Source organism: Thalassobius sp. MITS945101 (genome assembly GCF_047123305.1).
In the GTDB taxonomy this organism is placed as follows: domain Bacteria; phylum Pseudomonadota; class Alphaproteobacteria; order Rhodobacterales; family Rhodobacteraceae; genus Thalassobius.
On the sequence record NZ_CP138918.1, the window covers coordinates 3,093,310 to 3,118,044 of the forward strand.

General features: G+C 62.6%; 23 protein-coding genes and 4 pseudogenes. 23 read left to right on the forward strand and 4 right to left on the reverse strand.

The genetic code is table 11. The annotated features are described in order from the left end of the window. Window positions 1-97: 97 nt before the first annotated feature. Window positions 98-1,321, reverse strand: coding sequence for a cytochrome b/b6 domain-containing protein (locus SIC14_RS15305; RefSeq protein ID WP_412562780.1), 1,224 nt, complete (start codon window positions 1,319-1,321; stop codon window positions 98-100). Between the two features lie 180 nt (window positions 1,322-1,501). Between SIC14_RS15305 and fabD the strand changes: the two genes are divergently transcribed. The 3 genes from fabD (at window position 1,502) to SIC14_RS15320 (ending at window position 3,813) form a co-directional block, all read left to right on the forward strand. After that, a complete protein-coding gene (gene fabD / locus SIC14_RS15310; RefSeq protein ID WP_412562781.1) occupies window positions 1,502-2,443 on the forward strand; it encodes an ACP S-malonyltransferase in 942 nt (313 codons plus the stop codon). 101 nt (window positions 2,444-2,544) lie between these two features. Then, the gene (gene fabG, locus SIC14_RS15315) at window positions 2,545-3,282 is read left to right on the forward strand and encodes a 3-oxoacyl-[acyl-carrier-protein] reductase (RefSeq protein ID WP_412562782.1); all 738 of its coding nucleotides are present in this window, start codon (window positions 2,545-2,547) and stop codon (window positions 3,280-3,282) included. A 297-nt stretch (window positions 3,283-3,579) separates the two neighbouring features. After that, a complete protein-coding gene (locus SIC14_RS15320) occupies window positions 3,580-3,813 on the forward strand; it encodes an acyl carrier protein (protein WP_412562783.1) in 234 nt (77 codons plus the stop codon). An 88-nt stretch (window positions 3,814-3,901) separates the two neighbouring features. Here SIC14_RS15320 and SIC14_RS15325 read toward each other — a convergent pair whose 3' ends face one another. Continuing rightward, window positions 3,902-4,768, reverse strand: a complete 867-nt coding sequence (locus SIC14_RS15325) for a PilZ domain-containing protein (RefSeq protein ID WP_412562784.1) — start codon at window positions 4,766-4,768, stop codon at window positions 3,902-3,904. 285 nt (window positions 4,769-5,053) lie between these two features. Between SIC14_RS15325 and fabF the strand changes: the two genes are divergently transcribed. The 20 genes and pseudogenes from fabF (at window position 5,054) to cysE (ending at window position 22,608) form a co-directional block, all read left to right on the forward strand. Beyond that, complete coding sequence (gene fabF, locus SIC14_RS15330) at window positions 5,054-6,313, forward strand: beta-ketoacyl-ACP synthase II (RefSeq protein ID WP_412562785.1); 1,260 nt, start codon at window positions 5,054-5,056, stop codon at window positions 6,311-6,313. 1 nt (window position 6,314) lies between these two features. Next, window positions 6,315-7,469: an endolytic transglycosylase MltG gene (gene mltG / locus SIC14_RS15335; protein WP_412562786.1), complete on the forward strand. Its 1,155-nt coding sequence runs from the start codon at window positions 6,315-6,317 to the stop codon at window positions 7,467-7,469. Between the two features lie 339 nt (window positions 7,470-7,808). Then, on the forward strand, window positions 7,809-8,177 hold the full coding sequence (locus SIC14_RS15340) for a hypothetical protein (RefSeq protein ID WP_412562787.1): 369 nt from the start codon (window positions 7,809-7,811) through the stop codon (window positions 8,175-8,177). After that, window positions 8,101-9,444 (forward strand): annotated as a pseudogene (locus tag SIC14_RS15345) (DNA-packaging protein). Before SIC14_RS15340 ends, SIC14_RS15345 begins: the two are co-directional and overlap by 77 nt. A gap of 168 nt (window positions 9,445-9,612) precedes the next feature. Further along, entirely contained in the window at window positions 9,613-10,782 is a 1,170-nt protein-coding gene (locus tag SIC14_RS15350) for a phage portal protein (protein ID WP_412562788.1), read from the forward strand. After that, entirely contained in the window at window positions 10,772-10,993 is a 222-nt protein-coding gene (locus SIC14_RS15355) for a hypothetical protein (RefSeq protein WP_412562789.1), read from the forward strand. The genes SIC14_RS15350 and SIC14_RS15355 overlap by 11 nt, the downstream gene beginning before the upstream one ends. Window positions 10,994-11,005: 12 nt before the next feature. After that, window positions 11,006-11,554, forward strand: a complete 549-nt coding sequence (locus SIC14_RS15360) for an HK97 family phage prohead protease (protein ID WP_412562790.1) — start codon at window positions 11,006-11,008, stop codon at window positions 11,552-11,554. Window positions 11,555-11,602: 48 nt separating this feature from the next. After that, window positions 11,603-12,778, forward strand: a complete 1,176-nt coding sequence (locus tag SIC14_RS15365; protein WP_412562791.1) for a phage major capsid protein — start codon at window positions 11,603-11,605, stop codon at window positions 12,776-12,778. A 73-nt stretch (window positions 12,779-12,851) separates the two neighbouring features. Continuing rightward, window positions 12,852-13,451, forward strand: coding sequence for a hypothetical protein (locus tag SIC14_RS15370; protein WP_412562792.1), 600 nt, complete (start codon window positions 12,852-12,854; stop codon window positions 13,449-13,451). After that, window positions 13,448-13,783: a head-tail adaptor protein gene (locus SIC14_RS15375; RefSeq protein ID WP_412562793.1), complete on the forward strand. Its 336-nt coding sequence runs from the start codon at window positions 13,448-13,450 to the stop codon at window positions 13,781-13,783. The genes SIC14_RS15370 and SIC14_RS15375 overlap by 4 nt, the downstream gene beginning before the upstream one ends. Further along, window positions 13,780-14,187 carry a DUF3168 domain-containing protein gene (locus tag SIC14_RS15380; RefSeq protein WP_412562794.1) on the forward strand — a complete coding sequence of 136 codons (408 nt, stop codon included), beginning with the start codon at window positions 13,780-13,782 and terminating at the stop codon, window positions 14,185-14,187. The genes SIC14_RS15375 and SIC14_RS15380 overlap by 4 nt, the downstream gene beginning before the upstream one ends. Window positions 14,188-14,208: 21 nt before the next feature. Further along, window positions 14,209-14,624 (forward strand): annotated as a pseudogene (locus SIC14_RS15385) (phage major tail protein, TP901-1 family). After that, the gene (locus tag SIC14_RS15390; protein ID WP_412562795.1) at window positions 14,624-14,947 is read left to right on the forward strand and encodes a GTA-gp10 family protein; all 324 of its coding nucleotides are present in this window, start codon (window positions 14,624-14,626) and stop codon (window positions 14,945-14,947) included. The pseudogene SIC14_RS15385 and the gene SIC14_RS15390 overlap by 1 nt, the downstream one beginning before the upstream one ends. Continuing rightward, a complete protein-coding gene (locus tag SIC14_RS15395) occupies window positions 14,944-15,165 on the forward strand; it encodes a rcc01693 family protein (RefSeq protein WP_412562796.1) in 222 nt (73 codons plus the stop codon). The genes SIC14_RS15390 and SIC14_RS15395 overlap by 4 nt, the downstream gene beginning before the upstream one ends. Next, window positions 15,152-15,799 carry a phage tail tape measure protein gene (locus tag SIC14_RS15400; RefSeq protein ID WP_412562797.1) on the forward strand — a complete coding sequence of 216 codons (648 nt, stop codon included), beginning with the start codon at window positions 15,152-15,154 and terminating at the stop codon, window positions 15,797-15,799. Before SIC14_RS15395 ends, SIC14_RS15400 begins: the two co-directional genes overlap by 14 nt. Before the next feature lie 13 nt (window positions 15,800-15,812). Continuing rightward, a pseudogene (locus SIC14_RS15405) lies at window positions 15,813-16,445 on the forward strand (TIGR02217 family protein). Beyond that, a complete protein-coding gene (locus tag SIC14_RS15410) occupies window positions 16,445-17,329 on the forward strand; it encodes a DUF2163 domain-containing protein (protein ID WP_412562798.1) in 885 nt (294 codons plus the stop codon). Before SIC14_RS15405 ends, SIC14_RS15410 begins: the two are co-directional and overlap by 1 nt. Next, a complete protein-coding gene (locus SIC14_RS15415; RefSeq protein ID WP_412562799.1) occupies window positions 17,326-17,757 on the forward strand; it encodes a peptidase in 432 nt (143 codons plus the stop codon). The genes SIC14_RS15410 and SIC14_RS15415 overlap by 4 nt, the downstream gene beginning before the upstream one ends. Before the next feature lie 35 nt (window positions 17,758-17,792). Further along, window positions 17,793-21,695 (forward strand): annotated as a pseudogene (locus SIC14_RS15420) (glycoside hydrolase/phage tail family protein). Window positions 21,696-21,804: 109 nt separating this feature from the next. Then, the gene (gene cysE, locus SIC14_RS15425) at window positions 21,805-22,608 is read left to right on the forward strand and encodes a serine O-acetyltransferase (RefSeq protein ID WP_412562800.1); all 804 of its coding nucleotides are present in this window, start codon (window positions 21,805-21,807) and stop codon (window positions 22,606-22,608) included. Window positions 22,609-22,802: 194 nt separating this feature from the next. Here the strand turns inward: cysE and SIC14_RS15430 are convergent, their stop codons facing one another. Both SIC14_RS15430 and SIC14_RS15435 read right to left on the reverse strand, forming a co-directional pair. Continuing rightward, window positions 22,803-23,126, reverse strand: a complete 324-nt coding sequence (locus tag SIC14_RS15430) for a hypothetical protein (RefSeq protein ID WP_412562801.1) — start codon at window positions 23,124-23,126, stop codon at window positions 22,803-22,805. 288 nt (window positions 23,127-23,414) lie between these two features. After that, entirely contained in the window at window positions 23,415-24,734 is a 1,320-nt protein-coding gene (locus SIC14_RS15435) for a pyruvate dehydrogenase complex dihydrolipoamide acetyltransferase (RefSeq protein ID WP_412562802.1), read from the reverse strand. Between the last annotated feature and the right edge of the window lies 1 nt (window position 24,735).

Below are 24,735 nucleotides of genomic sequence, written 5' to 3' on the forward strand. Positions count from 1 at the left end.
CTGCAGTTTGCGACCGGTGGCACTGCGAAAAAACAAACGGCACGCCTGCAAAGGCGCACCGTTAGAACGATATAATGAAGGGAGCAAAAAGAACGCCTTAGCTGGTGCCTAGCGCCGCCGTCAGGTCAAAACGGACCTGCACGTCAAATCCAAGGGTCGCCGCGTCTGGAACCGTGGTGCCAATCGCAAAGCTGCGACGGTCCAGAATGAAGTCTCCCGTTGCCCGCGCCTCTTGTCCACTTTCGCTGAAGGTCAAGTTCACAGGGAAAGACAAAGGCACGGTAGCGTCTTTCAAGGTCAGTTGTCCCTCGGCCATCAGGGTTCCGGAACGGTCTACCAGGACGGCTTTGTATTGCGCTGTCGGATGTTTGCTGGTGTCGAAATAGTCGGGTCCCATTGCCTGATCGCGCACAGAACCCAGCGCCAAAGAGTCAATAGCGATTTGCACATCAATATTGCCTTTCATGGCATCAGTGCTGTGCGGGTCAAATTGGATTGCGGCGGTCCATTGGTCAAAGTGCCCCGCGACGTTGCTGCCCAGCTGCACGATGGCAATGTCGAGCGTGCCTTTGGTCACCTGCCATTGGCTTTCCGTAGTACGCAGTTCAATCGGGGCGGTTGCGGTGGGGCCAAAAGACAGCGCTGCGCCAAAGGGCAAAAGTGCAAGCACCAAAGCCATCAGCGCCCCGGGCCATTGGCGGGGCTGACGGTCTGTGACGGCGACTTCCGTGCGCCCAGGCAGCATCCGGCGCAACGTTGCGTCGCGATCGATCACATGGTGTTTGAGCGCTCCGGCGATATGCAGGCTCAAAGAGGACACCAGCAGGATCACAAAGAGGAAGTGCAAGGTTGAAAACAGTTCGGCAAGCTGCGCGGACTGCGGCACCAGCGGCAGAGATTGGCCCATCGGCCACCAGATCGGCGCAAAGCCAGAGGTGGCCGCGTGATGGATCCAGCCGGAAAGCGGCACCGCAACAAGACTGATGTACAGCAGCCAATGCACCAGTTCCGCGGCAAAGGCCTCCCCCCTCCGGTCGCCATGCAGCAATTTTGGTTTGGGCTGAGTCAGGGCCCAGAAAATCCGTCCGAGGGCCAGGAAAAACACGGCAACGCCAAGTGTTTTATGGATGGAAAACAGGGTTGTGACCGTTTCGATGTTGACGCTTTCCGGATCGGATTGAAACTGCTGCGCCAGCCGGTTTGCCACAAAACCCAGCGGGATCAGCGTCAGGATCAGCGCGGCAGTGAGCCAGTGGAACCATTTGGCCACGGCACCATAGCGAAGAGAGGTATTGGTAAGCGAGTTTGAAGGCGTCGACATGGGGCAAAAAAACCTGAAGGTTGTGTCAAAAGGGTGTCCTGTCACTAGGGTGTTTGGGCCAGCTTCATAAACACATTTATGCGCACAGACCCTCTGCAGTTTTCCGCAACGAGGGCTTTCTCTTGTGAAGCGCGGCATTGGAGTTTACACCACGTCAAACACAATCGGGACGAGGCACCAATGACCAAAGCATTCGTTTTCCCCGGCCAGGGGGCGCAGACCATCGGAATGGGCAAAGCCCTGTCCGAGGCATATCCGGCAGCAAAAGCCGTCTTCGACGAGGTGGATGAGGCGCTTGGCGAGAAACTCTCGACCCTCATCTGGGAGGGGGAGCAGGCCGATCTGACCCTGACCCAAAACGCCCAGCCGGCGTTGATGGCGACCTCTCTGGCGGCCCTGCGCGCACTGGAAGCAGAAGGTGTGGTTCTGGCCGATCAGGCGGGGTTTGTGGCCGGACATTCGCTGGGGGAATATTCGGCGCTGGCGGCCGCAGGTGCTTTGAGCATCACCGATGCGGCGCGTCTTTTGCGCACCCGCGGCCAGGCGATGCAACAGGCCGTGCCTGTGGGCGAAGGCGCGATGGCGGCGCTTTTGGGGTTGGATTTCGAAACCGCAAAATCCGTTGCTGAAGAGGCCGCCATGGGCGAGGTCTGTCAGGCGGCCAATGACAATGATCCGGGCCAGGTGGTGGTTTCAGGGCACAAGGATGCCGTGGAACGGGCCGTGGATCTGGCGAAAGAGAAGGGTGCCAAACGTGCGGTACTGCTGCCCGTAAGCGCCCCGTTCCATTGTCAGCTGATGGAACCGGCGGCCAAAGTCATGGCGCAGGCGCTGGGGGAGGTGGACATCAACCGCCCGGTGGTGCCGGTTGTGGCCAATGTGGTGGCCGAAGCGGTGAGCGATCCCGCCACCATTCGGTCGCTCTTGGTTAATCAAGTGACGGGTTCGGTGCGCTGGCGTGAAAGCGTGGCCTGGATGGGCCAGAACGGGGTGTCTGAGATCTGGGAAATTGGCGCCGGCAAAGCATTGTCGGGCATGGTGCGCCGGATTGATCGGGCAATTGCCTGCACCGCGATCGGCACGCCCGAAGATGTGGCCAAGGCGGTCGCCAGCCTCAGCTAACCACGCTGCATGCAACGCATAATTTGATTTCCGCTGTAGGCCGGCATCCCGAAAACAGGGCAGGCCGGGCCGCAGCGGGTGACATAAGAGGGAACTGTCACATGTTTGATTTGACTGGAAAAACCGCGCTGGTCACCGGCGCTTCGGGCGGCATTGGCGGCGCAATTGCCAAGGCACTGCATGGCGCTGGCGCCACGGTGGGCCTGTCGGGCACCCGGGTGGAACCGCTGGAGGCTCTGGCGGCGGAGCTGGGCGCGCGCGCCCATGTGCTGCCCTGTAACCTCAGCGACGGTGAAGCCGTTGACGCGCTGCCCAAGGCGGCGATTGCGGCGATGGGCGGGCTGGACATTCTGGTGAACAACGCCGGTATCACCCGCGACCAGATCTTCATGCGGATGTCGGATGAGGAATGGCAGTCGGTGTTGGATGTGAACCTGACCTCCTCGATGCGCCTGTGTCGCGGTGTGATGCGCCCGATGATGAAGGCGCGCTGGGGGCGGATCATCAACATTTCCTCCATCGTAGGGGCCACCGGCAACCCAGGCCAGGTGAACTATGCCGCGGCCAAGGCGGGTATGGTCGGGATGACCAAATCCATCGCCTATGAGGTTGCCAGCCGGGGCATCACCGCCAATGCGGTGGCGCCGGGGTTCATTGCGACGGCGATGACCGACAAGCTGAACGACGATCAGAAAGCGGCGATCAACACCAAGATCCCGGCTGGCCGCATGGGCAGCGCCGAAGAGATCGCGGCGGCCGTGCTGTATCTGGCCTCGGATGAGGCAGGCTATGTCACCGGCACAACCCTGCATGTCAACGGCGGCATGGCGATGCTCTAAGGCATTTGCCCGATCGCTTTGGTTTTCTGAGTCCACGCACTTGTGTGGCGCGGCAGAGACCATAGATGGAGCGACGCAGGGGCAGCTAAATCGTTTGCGTTGTCGCTGCCATGTGCTATAGGCCACGCAGATTCTACAGGGGGCTGGGTTTCTGGCCCCCGGGATGCCTTGGGAAACCGGTGGGGAACCGGAGGGGACCTGAGGGAACAACCGCCCAACAAACCGGGCATTACTTCAGCCACCTGCGGGCAGGGGGCATGCAATCGGGCGCTAGGCCCAAAGGAATGAGGACAGAAAATGAGCGATATCGCAGACCGCGTCAAAAAGATCGTTGTTGAGCACCTGGGTGTTGAAGAAGACAAGGTGACCGAAGCAGCTTCCTTCATCGACGACCTGGGCGCAGACAGCCTGGACACCGTTGAGCTGGTTATGGCCTTCGAAGAAGAGTTTGGCATCGAGATCCCGGATGACGCAGCCGAAACCATCCAGACCTTCGGCGACGCTGTGAAATTCATCAGCTCCGCATCGTAAGCTTTTTCGCTTCGATCAGACTTCTGGGAAACCCCTGCCGGTGCCGGCGGGGGTTTTTCTTTGCGGGCAGCCTGGGCGCGTTTGCGCCTCAGGCAAAGCCTTTGGTGGCCGGGGCAGGCGGGTCGGGGTCCTGGGCCAAGGGGTTGTCGCGCAGCAGCTGGATCTCGGCCCGGGTGAGTTTGCGCTGAAACCGGACACCGGCAAAATTGGTGTTGTGCCAAGCCACGTAGCCCGGCACTTGCAGCCCCGGCAATAGCACCGTCATTTTGCCCGGATCCGCCAGGGGAGATTGGATCTGCACCTTGGCGCCGCTGCGGGAAATATCCACCAGTTCCGCGGGGATGGCAGTGGTGGCAAACTGCAGGGTGCAGGGCAGGCGGATCATGTAACGTTTCATGATTTTACCAAGATGCAGCAGGTATTTTGAGGCCAGATAGCCAAAACACATGGCGCTGACGCTGAGGGCCAGCACCACCACGGCAAACCGGTCCAGCGGCATGGCACCGGGCACGTCACTGTGCAACGGGCCGATCTGGCGTTTGGTCACCGCGGCGCTGCAATCCAGCAGGGCAATTGTCTGATTGAAACGTGCCAGCGCCGCACGCCAGCCGCGATCCCGGCCCGGTTCGCTGCGCAGCAGGTCCGGGGTGGCCAGGATGCGGTCAAGCGCGAGCAGAAACTGCCGCGTTGCCGGTTCCAGATGGCCCAGACCCGCCTGACGCAAAGCCACCCGCAGATTGACCTCATCCTTGGCAAAGCGATGTTCGCGCAGTGCCACCACGGCCACAACAGACGGGGGACCATTGGCGGGCGTGATGGCCTGGGCCCGGTAGTAAAGCGTGGTCATCCAGTCCTGCACCGCACATTTCGTCAGCGAGGGTGCGGTTTGCTGGGCGCTGACAGGCGCCACAAGGCCCAGCCCCAAGAGCATCACAAGCACATAAAGCAGTTTCATCGGCGACTCGTTACATTCTCATCCTGCGCCATTGAACCACAGGGGGATTAACCGACCCTTACCACGCCACAGGAATACCCGCGCCTTTATGCCACCTGCCACGGCACCTCCCGTCGGGCTGCGGCCCAGGCCCCGCGACCGCTCCTCATATCCGCTTGAAAGAATGCGTTTATCAGGGCTGGCAAGATGCGGCCCAATCCGTGATACTGCGCGCTGCACACTTGCGCCTATGGCTTGATCCAAGCTATTGAAGGCGCAAATTGCCGAGGCAAAGGAGAGCACAATATGCGTCGAGTCGTCGTGACCGGATTGGGTCTGGTAACCCCGCTTGCAAGCGGTGTGGAAGAAACCTGGTCCCGCATTCTGGATGGCCAGTCGGGCGCGGGGAAAATCACCCGTTTTGACGCCAGCCATCTGGGCACGGATTACGCCTGCGAAGTTCCTTATGGGGACGGCAGCGATGGCACCTTTAACCCTGATGACTGGATGTCGGCCAAAGAACGCCGCAAGGTGGATGACTTCATCCTCTATGGCATTGCGGCGGCGCAGCAGGCGGTGGAAGACTCGGGCTGGGCGCCTGAAGACACCGATGCGCAGGAACGCACCGGTGTGATGATCGGCTCCGGCATCGGTGGTTTGCAGTCGATCGCGGACACCACGCTGCTGCTGAAAGAAAAAGGCCCGCGTCGCGTGTCGCCTTTCTTTATTCCCGGCGCGCTGATCAACCTGATCTCGGGTCAGGTCTCGATCAAATATGGCTTTAAGGGTCCGAACCACGCGGTTGTCACCGCCTGTTCCACCGGGGCACACGCCATTGGCGACGCCACCCGTCTGATCAAATACGGCGATGCGGATGTGATGGTTGCAGGCGGCGCTGAGGCGGCGATCTGCGAGATCGGTATCGCGGGTTTCAACGCCTGTAAGGCGCTCTCGACCAAACGGTCGGACGACCCGCAGGCCGCCAGCCGCCCCTATGATGGCGACCGTGACGGCTTTGTCATGGGCGAAGGCGCTGGTGTTGTGGTGCTGGAAGAATATGAACACGCCAAAGCGCGCGGCGCCAAGATCTATGCCGAAGTGCTGGGCTACGGCCTGTCGGGCGACGCCTACCACATCACCGCCCCGTCGGAGAATGGCGAAGGCGGCGAACGTTCGATGCGTGCGGCGATCAAAGACGCGGGCGTGGAACCTTCGGCGATTGACTACATCAATGCCCACGGCACCTCGACCATGGCCGACACCATCGAGCTGGGCGCGGTAGAGCGTCTCTTGGGCGACAAGGCGGCCTCGGCCACCATGTCCTCGACCAAGTCGATGACCGGTCACCTTCTGGGCGCTGCTGGCGCGATTGAGGCGATCTTCTCGATCCTGGCGATCCGCGATCAGGTGGCCCCGCCCACGATCAACCTCGACAACCCGGCGGTGGAGTCCAAACTGGACCTCGCGCCGAACAAAAAGGTGGAACGCGAAATCAACGTGGCGCTCTCCAACAGCTTCGGCTTTGGCGGCACCAATGCCTCGGTGATGTTCGGGAAAGTCGACTGATATGTGGAAGGCGCTGGCCTCTAACGCGTTGACGTTTCTGGTGGTTCTGGTGTTCCTTGCAGGCGGTGTGATCCTGTGGGGGCAGCAGAGCTACACCACCGCAGGCCCGCTGGAAGCGCCGATCTGTGTGCGGGTCGAACCCGGCTCGAACATGTCGCGCATCAGCCGCAAACTGGAAACGGAAGGCGCCATCGAAAACGGGGCACTGTTCCGGATCGGAGCGGATTATTCCGGCAAGGCGGATCAACTGAAAGCGGGCGCGTTTCTCGTCGAAGGTGGCGCCTCGATGGAACAGATCGTTGAGGCCCTGACCAAAGGCGGCGCCAGCACCTGCGGCACCGAAGTGGTCTACCGTATCGGCGTGACCCGCAGTCAGATCCTTGTGCGCGAGCTGGACCCTGCCACCAACCGATTTGTCGAAACCGCCAGCTTTAATCCGGCTGCGGATGCGGCTCCGGCCGAATTTACCGCCGCCGCCGATCAAAGCGACACCCGTCACCGCATCGCGATGGCGGAGGGTGTGACCTCGTGGCAGGTGGTCGAGAGCCTGAAATCGGTCGGTGTCCTGTCCGGCGATGTGGCGGCGCTGCCCGCCGAAGGCTCGCTGGCACCTGACAGCTATGAGGTGCGCAAAGGCGACAGCCGCCAGTCGGTGATCGACCGGATGCAATCGGCCCAGGCCGAAGTGCTGGCCACCGCCTGGCAGAACCGTGTCGACGACCTGCCGCTCGACAGCATGGAAGAGGCGCTGATCCTGGCCTCGATCATCGAGAAAGAGACCGGCGTGGCCGAAGAACGCCGCACCGTCGGCTCGGTCTTCATCAACCGTCTGAACCGTGGCATGCGCCTGCAAACCGACCCGACCGTGATCTATGGCATCACCAAAGGCGAAGGTGTGCTGGGACGGGGCCTGCGTCAGTCCGAACTGCGCGGCGAAACCCCGTGGAACACCTATGTGATCGACGGTCTGCCGCCGACCCCCATCGCCAACCCCGGCCGCGCCAGCATCGAGGCGGCATTGGATCCGGCCTCGACCAAGTTTGTGTTCTTTGTGGCCGATGGCACCGGCGGTCACGCCTTTGCCGAAACGCTGGCAGAACACAATCGCAACGTCGCCAAATGGCGCGCCATCGAGGCCGAGCGCAGCAACAACTAAGTCGCTGACCTGACTTGATAAAACTTCCGAGAAACCCGCCCTAGTGGCGGGTTTTTTGCTGCGTTTGATCTTGCTTTTTCCCCACACGGAAGCGCGTCTGCGTCCGAACCGAGGGGCTAAGCGAAGCGCCCGCCCCTCGGGGGCGGTTCGGGCGCTGCCCGGCGTTGCCGGGCAATAATTGCGCGCCTGCCCATTGGTTTCTTCAAATCGCCACACCACGGACCGTCGCTGCGCCGCCCCCCCCAGCAAACCCCACCGTACGCTGCCCTAACGCGATCTTAGCCTTCGCGCGCCAACCTTCTTGGCAACTGGACAGCAGATCCAAAGGGGGCGGGCACGATGAATATGCACAGCAACGACCAACCGGAGGGCGCCATCGCGGCGGACCTTCTGGCCGAACAGCTGCTCGAGGTGGGGCAGCTCCTCGGCGAGATGAAACACGACATGAAAGAGATGCAGTACCGGGTGCGTCTGGATGAACCTGAGGCGGTGCGCGATAACCTGCGCCTGCTCAGCGATCTGCGCAACTGGCTGAAAATCGCCTTTGAACTGGAGACAAAAGTCCATGACCGAAACCGCGAACGCCAAGGCCGCGCCGATCAGATCGCCCTCGACTTCGACGCCGCGCGGGATCAGATCCGCTGCCGCCTGGATCGGCTCCGCCAGTGCGGCGCACCAGAGCGCTTTTCTGGACGCATTGAGCCCTGAGGAAATCCTCGCCTTGCCCTATCTGTTCGAGTTCTGGGCGCTGGACCACCAGATGCCACCCGCGGGCGACTGGCGCGCCTGGGTGATCCTTGGCGGCCGCGGAGCGGGCAAAACCCGCGCCGGTGCCGAATGGGTGCGGGCACAGGTCGAAGGCGCCCGTCCGATGGATCGGGGCCGGTGTCAACGCCTTGCGATTGTTGGCGAAACGCTGGATCAGGCGCGCGAGGTTATGGTCTTTGGCGAAAGTGGCATTCTGGCCTGTTCACCCCCCGATCGTCGCCCCGATTGGATTGCCTCCCGGCGGCTGCTGCAATGGCCCAATGGGGCGGAGGCACAGATTTTCTCGGCCCATGACCCCGAAGCGCTGCGCGGGCCGCAGTTTGACGGCGCTTGGGTGGATGAGCTGGCCAAATGGCCCAAGGTGCAGGACACCTAGGACATGTTGCAATTTGGCCTGCGTCTGGGGGATCTGCCGCAGGTCTGTGTCACCACCACGCCGCGCAATGTGCCGGTGTTGAAGGACCTTCTGAGCCGCGACAGCACCGTCATCACCCATGCCGCAACTGAGGCCAACCGCGCCAATCTTGCGCCGTCGTTTCTGGCCGAGGTGCAGGCCCGATATGCCGGCACCCGTCTGGGCCGTCAGGAATTGGCGGGGGAACTGTTGGAAGAGGCCGAAGGCGCGCTCTGGACTGCGCACGGGCTAGAGGCCCTGCGCGTCGATCTGGTGCCCGATCTCGACCGGATTGTGGTGGCCGTTGACCCCGCCGTCACCGCCAACGAAGGCTCTGACACCTGCGGCATCGTGGTGGCCGGTGTCTCGACCAAAGGGCCTGTCAACGAATGGCGTGCCTTTGTGCTGGAGGATGCCTCGCTGCCCGCAGCCAGCCCCACCGCCTGGGCGCGTCAGGCGCTTTTGATGATGGAGAAATGGGGGGCAGACCGGATGGTGGCTGAGGTCAATCAGGGTGGCGATCTGGTGGAGGCGGTGATCCGTCAGCTGTCACCGATGGTGCCGCTGACCAAATGCCACGCCAGTCGGGGCAAGGTCGCCCGCTCCGAACCCGTGGCCGCGCTTTATGAGCAGGGCCGCATTCTGCACACCCGCGATCTGGGCCCGCTGGAGGATCAGATGTGTGCCATGACCGCCGAAGGCTACCGCGGCAAGGGCAGCCCCGACCGTGTGGATGCGCTGGTCTGGGCGATGACCGAATTGATGCTCAATCCGGCGCAGAACTGGCGTCAGCCACAGCTGCGTACGCTGTGATGAACAGAAATTAACCTTTTTACCGCAGGGTGGTTGCAACAACGCACACCGCCCGACGCAGGAGCAGACTTTATGGTTCTTTCCTTTTTCCAATCCGCCAAGCCCGAGGCCGCCCCAGCCGCCACAGCTGCCCCCTAGCAGACCAAGGCCAGCGCCGCCGGTCGCATGATGGCGCTGCACAGCAACGGTCGCATCAGCTGGAGCCCACGCGACAGCGCCTCGCTGACCCGCAATGGCTTTTCGGGCAATCCGGTAGGCTTCCGCTGTGTGAAAATGATCGCCGAGGCGGCGGCCTCGCTGCCCTTGATCCTGCAGGACCGGCAACAGCGCTATGACATGCACCCCGTGCTGGACCTGCTGGCGCGTCCCAATCCGTTGCAGGGGCGGGCGGAACTGTTGGAGGCGCTTTATGCCCAAATCCTGCTGACCGGCGACGGCTACCTGGAGGCGGTGGGCGACAGCACCGGCACGGCGGAGGTGCCGGCAGAGCTCTACGTGTTGCGTTCCGACCGGATGCAGCTGGTGCCGGGCACCGATGGTTGGCCCAAGGCTTATGACTACGCCGTGAACGGGCGCAAACACCGGTTCAACATGCGCGGTGAACTGCCGCCGATCTGCCATATCCGCGCCTTCCACCCGCAGGACGATCACTATGGCCTGTCCCCGATGCAGGCCGCCGCGCAGGCGTTGGAAGTGCACAATGCCGCCTCGCGCTGGTCCAAGGCGCTGCTCGACAATGCCGCGCGGCCTTCGGGGGCGCTGGTCTATCAGGGCAATGACGGGCAGGGCAGCCTGTCCAGCGATCAATATGACCGGCTGCAAGCCGAGATGGCGCAATACCACCAAGGCGCAGGCAACGCAGGCCGTCCGATGCTGCTGGAAGGCGGGCTGGACTGGAAGCCGATGGGCTTCAGCCCCTCCGATATGGAGTTTCAGAAAACCAAGGACAGCGCCGCGCGCGAAATTGCCCTGGCCTTTGGGGTGCCGCCGATGCTGCTGGGGGTGCCGGGCGATGCCACCTACGCCAACTACCAAGAGGCCAACCGCGCCTTCTACCGGCTGACCGTGCTGCCCCTGGTGCAGAAAGTGGCCGGACGACTGGGCGATTTTCTGGCGCAGCACTCCGGCGCGCCGCTGGATCTGCGGGTAGATCTAGACCAGGTGCCGGCACTGTCCGGCGAACGCGACGCGCAATGGAAACGGGTCAGCGCCGCCGCCTTCCTGTCGGTGTCGGAAAAACGGGCCCTGCTGGGCCTGCCAGTAGAAACGACGGAGACCGGAGAGGCGACGAAGACGTCCGAGGCAGAAACGCCCGTTGGGGACGATGATGAAACCTGACCGCCCGTTTGAGCCCTTCCAATGTGCGCCGGGATTGCAGCTTGAGGCCCATGAACGCCTCGTCAGCCTGCAATTTGACGGCATGACCCGCCGGCTCGACCGGCTGGAGGGGCAGATGGAACGGTTGGAAAAACGGCTGTGGTTGACGGTCTACGGCGTGGTCGCAGTGATCCTGACACAGGCGCTGCAACCGCTGCTGATGACGCTTTGAAGGGAGGCGATGATGCAAGAGCTTGAGAAGAAATTTATGCGCGTTGACAATGGCTTGTCTCAGGAAGGGGAGGCCGTGATTGCCGGATACGCCAGCCTGTTTGACCAGCCCGATCAGGGTGGCGATTGCGTTCGTCCCGGGGCTTTTGCCAAGGCGCTGAAACGTCTGGCGGCCGAGGGGCGTCAGGTCAAGATGCTCTGGCAGCATGATCCGGCCCAGCCCATCGGCGTCTGGCAGGACATCCGCGAAGACGCCCGCGGTCTTTGGGTCAAGGGCATGCTGTTGCCAGAGGTGGCCCAGGCTCGCGAAGCGCTGGCGTTGATCCAGGCGGGGGCGCTTGACGGGCTGTCGATCGGCTATCGCACCAAACGGGCGCACAAGGCGCCCGACGGCCAGCGCCACCTGCTGGAACTGGACCTCTGGGAGGTCTCGCTGGTGACCTTCCCGATGCTGCCGACCGCACGGCTGACACCTGAACAAAAGGCGGCGGAGATGGCGCTTGGCCAGCTGGCCGAAACCCTGCGACAGGCCCGTGACGTGATGCGCGCAGATCGGCGCTAGCCGCGCCCGCAAGACCCGAAACCCAAGACCAAACCGAAAGGAAACCCCATGACCGAGGCATCGTCTCGGACCGGAGGAGATCTGTCTCCGGTTCAGGAGGTGCAAGCCGCTGTTGCGAATTTTGTAAGCGAGTTCAAAGGCTTTCGGGCCGATGTTCAAAATCGAATTGAAAAACAGGAAGAGCGACTGACCATGTTTGATCGGAAATCCCACCTGCCGGCGCGTCCGGCTCTCTCTGCCGCCTCGGATCTTGAGGCGCCGCATCAGAAAGCCTTCAACGCCTATCTGCGGTCGGGCGATGATGATGCCCTGCGCGGGCTGGAGCTGGAGGGCAAATCCATGTCCACCGCAGTGAACTCGGACGGTGGCTATCTGGTGGATCCCGAAACCTCGGCCACGGTGCAATCGGTGCTGGCGGGCGGTGCCTCGATCCGTCAGATCGCCAATGTGGTTCCGGTTGAGGCCACTTCTTACGACGTGCTGATTGACCACGGCGACATGGGCCAAGGCTGGGCCTCGGAAACCGGCGCGGCGGCAGAAACCGCTACCCCTGAATTTGACCGCATCACCATCCCGCTGCACGAGCTGTCGGCCCTGCCCAAGGCCAGCCAGCGCCTGCTGGATGACGCCGCCTTTGACATCGAAGGCTGGCTGGCAGGGCGCATCGCTGAAAAATTCGCCCGCGCCGAAGCTGCAGCCTTTGTCACCGGCGACGGTTCGGACAAACCCACCGGTTTTCTGACCCACACCGCCGTGGCCGAGGACAGCTGGTCCTGGGGCAACCTTGGCTACATCGCCACCGGTGCGGACGGGGCCTTTGATGGCGCCGACGCCCTGGTTGACCTGGTCTATGCCCTGGCCGCCGAATACCGCGTCGGTGCCAGCTTTGTGATGAACTCCAAAACCGCAGGCACCGTGCGCAAACTGAAAGACGCTGACGGTCGCTTCCTGTGGTCTGACGGTCTGGCCGCAGGGGAACCCGCGCGTCTGCTGGGCTATCCGGTCGTCATCGCCGAGGACATGCCCGACATCGCAACTGGCAGCGACTCGATTGCCTTTGGCGATTTCTCCGCCGGTTACACCATCGCCGAACGTCCCGATCTGCGCATCCTGCGTGACCCCTTCAGCGCCAAGCCGCATGTGCTGTTCTATGCCACCAAACGGGTGGGCGGTGACGTCAGCGATTTTGCGGCGATCAAACTGCTGCGTTTCGCTGTTTCGTGAAGCTTTTCAACACCTTCAAGCGGGGCGGCCTTCGCCCCGTTTCCCCCAGACAGGCCGCGTGAAGGAGGACCCGATGACCCTGGTAGAAGTGACACCCCTCGCGCCCGAGGCGCTGCCCACCGCCGCATTGCGGGCGCATCTGCGCCTTGGCAGCGGCTTTGCGGAGGATGCCCTGCAGGATGATCTGCTGCAGTCCTTTCTGCGCGCCGCCCTGGCTGCGATTGAGGCGCGGATCAGCAAGGCCTTGATAGCCCGCGATTTTGAACTGACCCTGTCGCAATGGCAGCATCCCGCTGGGCAGCCCTTCCCGCTGGCGCCTGTCAGCGCAGTGACCTCGGTTACGGTGATCGATGACACAGGTACGGCGGTGCTGGATCCCAGCCGCTATCACCTGTCGATTGACCCCCAGCGCCCCGTGTTACGTCCCACAGGCACCAGCCTGCCGGTGATCCCCAAAGGTGGGCGGGCAGAGATCCACTTCACCGCCGGTTTCGGCGCGTGGGAGGCATTGCCCGCCGATCTGGCGCAGGCCGTGTTGATGCTGGCCGCCCATTTCTACGAATACCGCCATGACACCGCCCTCAGCGCCGGGTGCATGCCCTTCGGCGTCGCCGCACTGCTGGAACGCTACCGCCCCCTGCGTCTTGGCACCCCTGCGGGAGCGGCGCAATGAAAGTGATGAAACCTCCGCTCTTGAACCGTCAACTGACCTTGGAAGCCCCTGCGCGTTTGCCCGATGGCGCAGGTGGATTTAGCGAGAGCTGGCAAGCGCTTGGCACCCTTTGGGGCGCGGTGCAGCTGCGCTCGGGCCGCGAGGCATCGGGCCTGTCGCAGAGCCGGTTCAAGATCACCCTACGCGCCGCACCCGAGGGCCATTCCATGCGGCCACGTGCCGACCAACGGCTGGTCGAAGGCCCCCGTCGCTACCGCATTGATGCGGTGCATGAGGCCGACCCAAAGGGCCGCTACCTGACCTGTTTTGCCCATGAGGAGGTGGTCACATGAGCTACGCCGCCACCGCCGCCCTGCAAGAGGTCGTGTTCCAGCATCTCGTTGCGGATACCACGCTCGCCACGCTTGTTGACGGCGTTTATGACGCGCTGCTCACCGGTGTTTTGCCGGGTCGCTATGTGCAGCTGGGACCGGAACAGGTGCGCGACCGCTCGGACAAGACGGGGCATGGCGCGAGGCACGAATTCACCGTCACCGTAGTGGGGCAGGACGCCGGGTTTCTCGGCGTCAAACAGGCGGCGGCGCGGGTGAGTGAGCTGCTGGTGGATGCCGACCTGACCCTCACCCGCGGCACGCTGGTCGTGCTGCGCTTCCGCCGCGCCAAAGCCGAGCGCAACCGCAGCGATGACACCCGCCGGATCGACATGCGTTTCATGGCGCAGATCGCCGACAGTTAACCAAAGTAAACGGAGGCCAAAATGGCAGCGCAGAATGGTAAAGACCTGTTAATCAAGGTTGATCTGACCGGGATGGTCAGTTTGAAACCCTCGCGGGGCTTCGTGCCACGCGGATCTCTTTCAACGCCGAAAGCGTAGATGTGACCAGCCTCGACAGCGCTGGTGGCTGGCGCGAATTGCTGGCCGGTGCGGGGGTCAAATCCGCCGCCATTTCCGGCGCGGGAATCTTCAAGGATGCCGCCACGGATGAACGGGCGCGGCAGATTTTCTTTGATGCGGAAATGCCCAATTTTCAGGTGGTTATCCCGCATTTTGGCATTGTCGAAGGCGCCTTTCAGCTGACCGCAATTGACTATGCGGGCAGCCATGACGGCGAAGCCACCTATGAGATGTCGCTGGCCTCGGCCGGGGCGCTCAGCTTCACGGCGGTGGTGTGATGGTGAACCCGCACGCCGGCGAAGTGGTGCTGACCCTGAACGGGGAGCGCCAGGTGATGAAGCTGACGCTTGGCGCCCTGGCCGAGCTGGAAGCGGCGCTTGCGGCCGACACTCTGGTCAGTCTGATCGAACGGTTCGAGGCGGGGCAGTTTTCCACCCGTGACGTGCTGGCGCTGTTGCTGGCGGGGTTGCGCGGTGGCGGCTGGACCGGCTCGGCGGCGGATCTGGCGGCGGCAGACATCGCCGGTGGACCGGTCGGCGCCGCCCGCCTTGCCGCAACCCTGTTGATGCGCGCCTTTGCCCCGGCTGAGGCAGCGGAATGAGCGGTTTTGACTGGTCTGGGCTGATGCGTGCGGGCCTACACCAACTGCGCCTGCACCCCGATCAGTTCTGGGTGCTAACCCCAGTGGAGTTGGCCCTGATGTTGGGGGTCACTAAGGGTGATAAACCAATGAACCGCAACAGGTTACGTGACCTTCTTCAGGAGTTTCCTGATGCGACAAACCCCAAAACGACGGAGGCCAAAGATGCTGGATCCTGACGACATTGAAACCCTGGATGCCCAACTTGACGCTCTGGAAGCAGGCCTTGGAGGCGCGACGCTTATGGCGGCGAGTTTCACCAGTGAGCTGGCCCGAGTCCGCGCCAGTTTTGCCCAAACCTCGGTCGAGATGGGGCAGCTGGAGCGTGGCATGAGCCGCGGTCTGCGCAAGGCGTTTGACGCGGTGATTTTCGACGGCGCAAAGCTATCGGACGCTTTGACAGGCCTGGCGCAATCGATCTCGCAGACGGTTTACGCCACCGCGATGAAACCGGTGACGGACCATTTTGGCAGCCTGCTGGCGCAGGGGATTGGGGCCATTGTGCCCTTTGCAAATGGCGGCGCCTTTGCCCAGGGCAAGGTCATGCCCTTCGCCAAAGGCGGGGTGATTTCGGGCGCCACAACCTTCCCGATGCGGGGTGGTTTGGGGCTGATGGGCGAAGCTGGTCCCGAGGCAATCATGCCGTTGAGCCGGGGCCCGGACGGCAAGCTGGGGGTGCGTGCCAGCACCGGTGCTGCGCCGACCATCGTGATGCATATCTCCACGCCGGATGTCGCGGGGTTCCAACGCTCCCGCAGCCAGATTGCCGCCCAGATGGGGCGTGCGCTGGCGCAGGGAAACCGCATTAGATGAGAGGGCTAACGATATGAATTTTCACGAGGAACAGTTTCCCGCAAGTCTGAGCTTTGGCGCTCTTGGTGGCCCTGAGCGGCGCACCGATGTGGTGACGCTTAGCAACGGGTTTGAAGAGCGCAACTCCCCTTGGGTCCATTCCAAACGGCGCTATGACGCCGGGCTTGGGCTGCGCTCATTGGATGATGTGGCAGCCCTGATTGCCTTCTTTGAGGCCCGGCAGGGACAGCTTTACGGGTTCCGCTGGAAGGACTGGTCCGATTTCAAATCCGGCCAGCCCTCCGCGCCACTGTCCTACACCGATCAACCCATCGCCACGGCGGACGGTCAGACGGCAGAATTCCAGCTGGTGAAACATTACCGGTCCGGTCATCAATCTTACTAACGCCCCATTAAGAAACCTGTCGCGGGCACCGTTGTGCTGGGCGTTGACGGGGTGGAAATGCGTGAGCACGTGCAGTTTTCGCTCGATCTGACCACCGGTCTGGTAACCCTGTTTGAAGCCCCCAACGCAGGGGCCGAGATCACGGCAGGGTTCGAATTCGACGTGCCGGTGCGGTTCGACACCGGGCAAATCCGTGCCTCGGTCGCTTCATTTCAGGCCGGTGACGTGCCGGACGTGCCAGTGGTGGAGGTGCGGGTCTGATGCAGATATCTGACGCGATGCTCGCGCATCTTAGAACCGGTGTCACAACGCTGTGTCGCTGTTGGGAAATCCATCGCAGTGATGGTCCGCGGCAGGGTTTCACTGATCATGATAAACTGATCAATTTCAATAGCCTGTCATTCGGGGCTGACACCGGCCTTAGCGCCAGCACCTTGCAGCAGGCAACCGGGTTGTCGGTCGACAACGCCGAGGCAATGGGCGGGCTCAGCGCCGCCGCGATCAGCGAGGCTGACATTGCGGCGGGGCGCTATGATGGTGCAAAGGTGACCTGCTGGCTGGTCAACTGGGCCGCGCCTGAACAGCGTGCGGTGCTGTTCCGTGGCACGCTTGGTCAACTGGAACGTTCCGGCGGCGCCTTCAAAGCCGAGCTGCGGGGGTTGACCGATCAGCTTAATGAACCGATGGGACGCAGCTATCAGGCCCCCTGTGGCGCGGTGCTGGGTGATGCGGACTGTGGCGTTAACCTGAATGGTGCAGGCTACCGGACCGAACAGCCCGTGGCCGAGGTGATCAGCGCCTCCGAACTGAATTTTGCCGCCTTTGGCGGCTTTGAGGCCGGTTGGTTTTCCCGTGGACGGCTGGAGGTGTTGACCGGCGCGGCCGTGGGGCTAAGAGCGCCCGTTAAACTTGATGAACAGATCGACAGCGGGCGGCGCATCACCCTGTGGGAACCGCTGCGGGCAGAGCTGCTGCCGGGCGACCAGATCGCCCTGTTTGCGGGCTGTGACAAACGCTTTGCCACCTGCCGGTTGAAGTTCAACAATGCTCTGAATTTCCAGGGATTTCCTGACATTCCCAGTGACGACTGGATGACGGCCCATCCTGCCTCTACCCAGCGGGTTAATGGGGGCAGGCGGCGATGAACAAAGTGGTTAACGAAGCACGTCGCTGGATTGGCACACCTTACCGGCATCAGGCCTCCTGCCAGGGCGTGGGGACAGATTGTCTGGGGCTGTTGCGCGGGCTGTGGCGGGCGCAATTCGGGGCAGAGCCCGAGGTCTTGCCTGCCTATAGCCGGGATTGGGATGAGCCGCAGGGCGAGGAGGCGCTGTGGCGGGCGGCACATCGGCATTTGCGCGCAAAACAGCTTGGCGCGGAGGCGGCGGGGGATGTCTTGCTGTTTCGGATGCGGCAGGGGGCGGTGGCGAAACATATCGGCATTGCCGCCGAGGTCGGCGCGGGCGCCAGTTTCATCCATGCCTATAGCGGGCATGGGGTGGTGGAAAGCGCGCTTGCCGCGCCGTGGCGTCGCCGGATCGTGGCGCGGTTTGCCTGGCCGGATCGCGGCTAACACACTGACATTCATAGAGTTACTGGGGGCGCGACATGGCGACCATTCTTCTTTCGGCGGCGGGTGCTGCAATTGGCGGAGCCATGGGCGGGACGGTTCTGGGCCTGTCCTCGGTTGTGGTTGGGCGCGCGATTGGCGCCACTTTGGGGCGGGTGATTGACCAGCGGGTTTTGGGCGGCTCAGAGGTGGTGGAGACCGGGCGCGTGGACCGGTTTCGCCTGACAGGTGCGGGTGAAGGTGCTGCAAATCCTGAAGTCTACGGGCGGATGCGTGTGGGCGGGCAGGTCATCTGGGCCAGCCAGTTTGCCGAGTATGAAACCACCCGCCGTGGCGGCAAAGGTGGCGGGCAGGTGACCCGCAGTTACAGCTATTCGGTGAGTCTAGCGATTGCGCTTTGCGAAGGGGAAATTGCCGGTGTGGCGCGGATCTGGGCCGACGGGGTGGAGATTTCGCCCGAGGATATCGGCTTGCGTGTTTACCAAGGTAAACGGGATCAGATGCCAGATCCCAAGCTGGAAGCCATCGAGGGCGCGGGCCGGGTTCCGGCCTATCGCGGCACCGCCTATGTGGTGATCGAGGATCTGGATCTTGGGCGTTTTGGCAACCGGGTGCCACAGTTCAACTTTGAGGTTTTGCGGCCTGATTTCACCTCCCAAGACACGCCGGAGGCAGAGCCTGCGCAGGCGGTTCAGGCGGTCGCGCTGATGCCTGGCAGCGGGGAGTATGCACTGGCGACAACCCCAGCTGTGGTGGATCAGGGCTTGGGCGTTTCGCAAGTGGTGAATGTGAATTCTGTAAATGGTCAAAGTGACTTGCAGGTCTCTCTTGATCTCATGGCGCAGGAGTTACCAGCGGCCAAGGCGGCGTCTCTGATTGTGTCCTGGTTTGGCGATGATCTGCGTGCTGGTCAGTGTCAGCTGCGCCCCAGGGTGGAGCTCACCACAGGCGATGCGAAAGATATGCCCTGGCGGGTTTCTGGCCTCACCCGCGGGCAGGCGGAACAGGTGCCGGCTGAGGACGATCGACCGGTTTACGGCGGCACGCCTTGTGATGCTTCGGTGTTGGAGGCCATCGCCGCACTGAAGGCGGCAGGTCATGCGGTAATGGTCTATCCGTTCATCTTGATGACCCAAATGCAGGGCAACACGTTAACCAATCCCTGGACGGGCGAGGACGGCCAACCGCATCTGCCGTGGCGCGGGAGGATCACCGGGGCGCTGGCGCCTTGGCTGACCGGTAGCCCTGACCGCACGGCAGCGGCCGAGGCCGAAGTGGCGCAGTTTGTCGGCACAGTGACGGCTGCGGATTTCGCTGTGTCGGAGGGCGCGGTCAGCTATCACGGGCCGACGGAGTGGTCCTACAGCCGGTTCATCCTGCACAATGCGGCGCTGTGCGCGGCGGCGGGGGGCGTGGACAGTTTCTGCATCGGCTCGGAAATGCGCGGGCTGACGCAGCTGCGCGGGGCAGCGGGCAGTTTCCCCTTTGTGGCCGCTTTAAAAACGCTGGCCGTAGAGGTTCGCGCGCTGCTGGGGCCCGAGGTGAAACTGGGCTATGCCGCTGATTGGTCTGAATATTCCGGCTACCACCCGCAGGATGGATCGGGCGATGTGCTGTTCCATCTGGACCCGCTGTGGGCGGATGAGAACATCGATTTCATCGGGATCGACAACTACATGCCGCTGTCGGATTGGCGTGACGGCAGCACGCATTTGGATGCCGATTGGGGGGCGATTTACGATCTGGATTACCTGCGCAGCAACATCGAGGGGGGCGAGCTTTATGCGTGGTATTACCACTCTCCTGAGGCTCGCGCGGCGCAGATCCGTACCGAAATCACCGATGGCGCCCATGGGGAGCCTTGGGTGTACCGGGTGAAGGACCTGCGTGGCTGGTGGCAGAACGCCCATCACGAGAGGATCGGCGGGGTGCGGCAGGCGGTGCCTACGGATTGGGTGCCGCAGTCCAAACCGATCTGGTTTACCGAGCTGGGCTGCGCCGCGATCGACAAGGGCACAAACCAGCCGAACAAGTTTCTTGATCCGAAATCCTCCGAGTCTTCCGTGCCTTACCATTCCAACGGCGGGCGGGACGATCTGATCCAGATGTAGTATTTGCGCGCCATGCTGGGCTATTGGGGGGAGGCGGCGCATAACCCTGTTTCGGTGGAATATGGCGGGCCCATGTTGGACATGTCGCGGGCCTTTGTCTGGGCCTGGGACACGCGGCCTTATCCGGTGTTTCCACGCCATGAGGCGCTGTGGTCGGATGGGGCGAATTATGCGCAGGGGCATTGGCTGAATGGGCGCGGTGCGGCGCGGTCGCTGGCGTCGGTGGTGCAGGAGATCTGTGCCAAGGCGGGTGTGACGGAGGTGGATACCTCGGACTTGCACGGTTTGGTGCGTGGTTACGCGGTGGAACAGGTGGGGGATGCCCGCGCCGCATTGCAGCCCTTGATACTGCGTCACGGCTTTGACGCGGTGGAGCGAGACGGAGTTCTGGTGTTTAGCAACCGTGGGGCGGAGGTTGATTTTACCGTAACGGATCAGCAGCTTGCGCTGAGTGACGATCTGGCAGGAGATTTTGAACACCTGCGCGCCGCAGAGAGCGAGATGGCGGGGCGTGTGCGGTTGCGCTTTGTGGAATCCGGTGCGGATTATGAGGTGGTGGCCGAAGAAAGCGTGCTGCCCGATGAGGCGGCGCACGGGGTTGCGGCGTCGGAATTGCCGATGGCGCTGACCCGTGCAGAGGGGCGGCAGACGGTAGAGCGCTGGCTGTCGGAGGCGCGGGTGGCGCGGGACCGGTTGCGCCTGTCGCTGCCACCTTCGGAGCTGGCGATTGGGGCGGGGGATGTGATCCGTTATGACGGGGCGCGCTACCGGGTGGAGCGGCTGGAATACGGGCGCGAACAATTGCTGGAGGCGGTGCGGATTGATCCGGCGCTCTACCAGCCCCTGCCTCTGGCCGAGGAGACCAGCGCGCTGACGCCCTTTGCCGCGCCGGTGCCGGTGTTGCCGCTGTTTCTGGATCTGCCCTTGTTGACGGGCGAAGAGCTGCCCCATGCGCCGCATCTGGCGGTGACGGCGGATCCCTGGCCGGGGACTGTGGCAACCTATGTGGCGCCGACAGATGCGGATTATACGCTACTGTTGGAAAGCGCGCAGAAAGCCACGGTGGGTCAGCTGACCGCGCCCTTAGTTGTGGGCCCCGTGGGGCGCTGGGACCAGGCCGGGCGGGTCGAGGTTGACTTGGCCTCTGGCACGCTGGACAGCCGGTCCGAGGCCGAGGTGCTGGCCGGGGCTAATCTGGTGGCCATTGGCGACGGCACGCCTGAGGGCTGGGAACTGCTGCAATTCACCCAAGCCGAATTGGTGGCCGCAGGCGACTTTGCAGGCCGCTATGTGCTGACGGGGCTGCTGCGCGGGCAGGGCGGCACAGAAGTGCCTGCGGTCTGGCCAGTTGGCAGCAAGCTGGTGGTGATGGACGGGGCGGTGACCCAGATGCCGCTGGCGGCCAGCAGCCGTGGCCAGCAACGTCACTTCCGCATCGGATCGGCGCGGCGAGCCTATGATGATCCGTCCTATGTGCATGAAGCCCATGCCTTTGCCGGGATTGGCCTGCGCCCCTATGCACCGGTGCATTTGCAGGTCGCGGCCGCAGGCGCTGGTGATCTGGAGGTCAAGTGGATCCGTCAGACCCGCATTGGCGGTGACAATTGGGACGGTTTGGAGGTGCCATTGGGGGAAGAGGCAGAGCAATATCTGCTGCGCATCCGCGACGGCAGCACCGTTCTGCGCGAGGTTGTGACCAACTCACCTGCCTGGGTCTACAGCGTTGCGGATCAGATTGCGGACGGGGGGACTGCCGGTAAGTCGCTGGAAGTGCGCCAGATTTCCGCGCTTTACGGGGCGGGGCGGGCCGCCCGTCTGGAATTGACCTGAGCGGTGGGACAATTTTCTTTTGTGATAAGCCGTTTCACGTCTTTGCGTTTTGCCAAGCCTGCCTATCTGGTATAGTGACGCAAGTCTGAGAACGCAGAGGATGGTAGGCATGGCTGAAACCAGAACCAACTTGACCGACCTTGATCCGGTCTGGACGCAGATCCGGGCTGAAGCTGAGGACGCGGTTCAGGAAGAGCCGCTTTTGGGTGGCTTGATCCACTCCAGTATTCTGCACCACGAAACCATTGAGGCCGCTCTGGCCTATCGCACCGCTGTAAAACTGGCCTCGGCTGAGATGTCGGAGCAGTTGATCCGGGAAATCGCCGATGCGGCCTATCGCGCCGATCCCGAGATTTCGCTGGCGGCGCGGGCGGATATGGTGGCGGTGCGGGAACGCGATCCGGCCTGCCATCGGTTTTTCCAGCCGTTGATGTTCTTCAAAGGCTATCAGGCGTTGCAGGCCTACCGGATCGGCCATTGGCTGTGGTCTGAGGGCCGCCGCGACATGGCCTATTTCTTCCAGATGCGGGTGTCGGAAACCTTCGGCGTCGATATTCATCCCGCCGCGCGGATCGGCAAAGGCATCATGATCGACCACGCCCATTCCATCGTGATCGGGGAAACCGCCGTGGTGGGGGACAATGTGTCGATGCTGCATTCGGTGACTCTGGGCGGCACCGGCAAGGAAGAAGAGGACCGCCATCCGAAGATCGGCAATGGCGTGTTGATCGGCGCAGGTGCCAAGGTGCTGGGCAACATCCGCGTCGGCGATTGCTCACGCGTGGCGGCGGGCTCGGTCGTGTTGCAGGAAGTGCCGTGCAAATCCACCGTGGCAGGCGTACCGGCCAAAGTGGTGGGCGAAGCGGGCTGCTCCCAGCCCTCGATCAGCATGGACCAGCTGTTCCGCAAGTAGGCCTTTGGGCTGCTGAGAGATTTGAAACCCCGTGGCGCAGGCTGCGGGGTTTTGCGCATCAAAGGGCCGCGGTGCGGCGACCTTGGCTAGCTATCTGGCCGTTTATCGCTGCCAAATCGCCGTGCCCCGGGGGCGGCCCGGCGATGCGCGGCGGCCTACGGCCGCTGTTTCGCGCAGGCTCTGATTGCAGCGGCTTAAAAGGCTATGGCAGATGCCGAGAGAGAGTTTGCCCATTCTTTTCGATTGTCACTGATCCAAGGGGCAAAGTAACCCTCGTCATTCCAAAGATACTGACGGAGAAAGTCCTTCGCTGCTTTTCCTGCCGTCATGTCTGGTGGAATAAGGTGGGAGATCTCTACGGCTTCGTTTGCAAGGTTGAAGGCATAAAGATCGTTAAATTCTTTGGCTTTATCGTTTTGGTGAGATTCTGCCGAAAATGCCATGATTGTGGTCTGGACGATGGTTAGAAACTGCGAGCGTTTTTCAATGTTTTCGGGTGAGTGATGATCGTAGGTCATTTGTCCCGTTTCCGACTTTAATCATGTTTTTCCAGTGTAGGCGAAAGACTGTTGCTGTCTAGCGGAGCAAGCCAATTGGGAACTATGTTTTGATTGGGTTACTTGTTCATGCTTGGGTTAGCCATTGCCCAATCGCAGATTGGGCAGCGCCCGAACCGCCCCCACGGGGCGGGAGCTTCGCTTCGCCCCTCGGTTCGGACGCATGGTCGTTTGCAGGAATTTTCGCCCCTAAATAACAAAAGCCCCGGCTTTCACCGGGGCTTTCGCGTTTAAGATCAGCGGCTTGGCTTAGGCCAGCATGGCAACTGGGTTTTCCAGGTTGTCGACGATCGCCTTCAGCAGGTTCGCGCCTACGGCACCGTCGATGACACGGTGATCCACCGACATGGTGACCGACATGACGGTGGCCACAGTCAGCTCACCATCTTCGCCCACAACCGGCTTCTTGGTGCCAGCGCCCACGGCCAGAATACCGGCGTGCGGCGGGTTCACGATGGCGTCGAAATTGTCGATGCCGAACATGCCGAGGTTGGAGATCGCAAAGCTGCCGCCCTGGTATTCATGCGGGGCCAGCTTGCGCTCACGGGCACGGGAGGCCAGATCCTTCATCTCTGCCGACAGGGCCGAGAGGGATTTCATGTCGGAATCCTGCAGAACCGGGGTGAAGAGACCACCTTCGATCGCAACGGCAACCGCCACGTCGGAGGCTTTCATCTGCAACACGCGATCCCCGGCCCAAACGGCGTTGGCTTCGGGCACCTGCTGCAGCGCGTTGGCCACGGCCTTGATGATGAAGTCATTGACCGAGAGTTTCACGCCGCGGCCTTCCAGCTGTTTGTTCAGCTGCGAACGGAACTTCAGCAGTGCGTCGAGCTTGATGTCACGGCGCAGGTAGAAGTGCGGGATGGTCTGTTTGGCCTCGGACAGGCGGGCTGCGATGGTTTTGCGCATGCCGTCCAGCTTGACCTCTTCGAAGGCGCGGCCCTCGTAGGTTTTGATGACCGCTTCGGTCGAGGGACCGGTTGGCGCAGCAGCGGCGGCCTTGGCCGGTGCGGCGGCGGGGGCCGCAGCGGCGGCAGGGGCCGGAGCGGCAACGGCGTTTTCAACGTCTGCCTTCACGATGCGACCGCGCGGGCCGGAGCCGGTGAGCGTGGCCAGATCCAGACCCTTGTCCGCCGCGATGCGGCGCGCCAGAGGCGAAGCAAAGATGCGGGTGCCATCAGCGCTGGCCGGAGCAGCCGGAGCCGGAGCAGCCGGTGCGGCTGCCGGGGCAGGAGCGGCCGCTTCAACGGCCGCGGGGGCCGCTTCAGCTGCAGCTGCGGCAGGGGCCGCGGGAGCGCCGGACCCGATGTCATCGGCGCTTTCGCCGTCTTCCAGAAGAACCGCGATCGGGGTGTTTACAGCCACCCCTTCGGAGCCTTCGGCCACCAGAATTTTGCCAACAACGCCTTCGTCCACGGCTTCAAACTCCATGGTGGCTTTGTCGGTTTCAATCTCAGCGATCAGATCGCCGGAGGACACGGTGTCGCCCTCTTTGACCAGCCATTTGGCCAGGGTGCCTTCCTCCATGGTGGGGGACAGGGCGGGCATGAGGATTTCAATTGGCATC

Bases quoted from the DNA above. Each gene is read 5' to 3' on its own strand.
- SIC14_RS15305 (WP_412562780.1), bottom strand. From the start codon at position 1,321: ATGTCGACGCCTTCAAACTCGCTTACCAATACCTCTCTTCGCTATGGT.
- fabD (WP_412562781.1), top strand. From the start codon at position 1,502: ATGACCAAAGCATTCGTTTTCCCCGGCCAGGGGGCGCAGACCATCGGA.
- fabG (WP_412562782.1), top strand. From the start codon at position 2,545: ATGTTTGATTTGACTGGAAAAACCGCGCTGGTCACCGGCGCTTCGGGC.
- SIC14_RS15320 (WP_412562783.1), top strand. From the start codon at position 3,580: ATGAGCGATATCGCAGACCGCGTCAAAAAGATCGTTGTTGAGCACCTG.
- SIC14_RS15325 (WP_412562784.1), bottom strand. From the start codon at position 4,768: ATGAAACTGCTTTATGTGCTTGTGATGCTCTTGGGGCTGGGCCTTGTG.
- fabF (WP_412562785.1), top strand. From the start codon at position 5,054: ATGCGTCGAGTCGTCGTGACCGGATTGGGTCTGGTAACCCCGCTTGCA.
- mltG (WP_412562786.1), top strand. From the start codon at position 6,315: ATGTGGAAGGCGCTGGCCTCTAACGCGTTGACGTTTCTGGTGGTTCTG.
- SIC14_RS15340 (WP_412562787.1), top strand. From the start codon at position 7,809: ATGAATATGCACAGCAACGACCAACCGGAGGGCGCCATCGCGGCGGAC.
- SIC14_RS15350 (WP_412562788.1), top strand. From the start codon at position 9,613: ATGGCGCTGCACAGCAACGGTCGCATCAGCTGGAGCCCACGCGACAGC.
- SIC14_RS15355 (WP_412562789.1), top strand. From the start codon at position 10,772: ATGAAACCTGACCGCCCGTTTGAGCCCTTCCAATGTGCGCCGGGATTG.
- SIC14_RS15360 (WP_412562790.1), top strand. From the start codon at position 11,006: ATGCAAGAGCTTGAGAAGAAATTTATGCGCGTTGACAATGGCTTGTCT.
- SIC14_RS15365 (WP_412562791.1), top strand. From the start codon at position 11,603: ATGACCGAGGCATCGTCTCGGACCGGAGGAGATCTGTCTCCGGTTCAG.
- SIC14_RS15370 (WP_412562792.1), top strand. From the start codon at position 12,852: ATGACCCTGGTAGAAGTGACACCCCTCGCGCCCGAGGCGCTGCCCACC.
- SIC14_RS15375 (WP_412562793.1), top strand. From the start codon at position 13,448: ATGAAAGTGATGAAACCTCCGCTCTTGAACCGTCAACTGACCTTGGAA.
- SIC14_RS15380 (WP_412562794.1), top strand. From the start codon at position 13,780: ATGAGCTACGCCGCCACCGCCGCCCTGCAAGAGGTCGTGTTCCAGCAT.
- SIC14_RS15390 (WP_412562795.1), top strand. From the start codon at position 14,624: ATGGTGAACCCGCACGCCGGCGAAGTGGTGCTGACCCTGAACGGGGAG.
- SIC14_RS15395 (WP_412562796.1), top strand. From the start codon at position 14,944: ATGAGCGGTTTTGACTGGTCTGGGCTGATGCGTGCGGGCCTACACCAA.
- SIC14_RS15400 (WP_412562797.1), top strand. From the start codon at position 15,152: ATGCTGGATCCTGACGACATTGAAACCCTGGATGCCCAACTTGACGCT.
- SIC14_RS15410 (WP_412562798.1), top strand. From the start codon at position 16,445: ATGCAGATATCTGACGCGATGCTCGCGCATCTTAGAACCGGTGTCACA.
- SIC14_RS15415 (WP_412562799.1), top strand. From the start codon at position 17,326: ATGAACAAAGTGGTTAACGAAGCACGTCGCTGGATTGGCACACCTTAC.
- cysE (WP_412562800.1), top strand. From the start codon at position 21,805: ATGGCTGAAACCAGAACCAACTTGACCGACCTTGATCCGGTCTGGACG.
- SIC14_RS15430 (WP_412562801.1), bottom strand. From the start codon at position 23,126: ATGACCTACGATCATCACTCACCCGAAAACATTGAAAAACGCTCGCAG.
- SIC14_RS15435 (WP_412562802.1), bottom strand. From the start codon at position 24,734: ATGCCAATTGAAATCCTCATGCCCGCCCTGTCCCCCACCATGGAGGAA.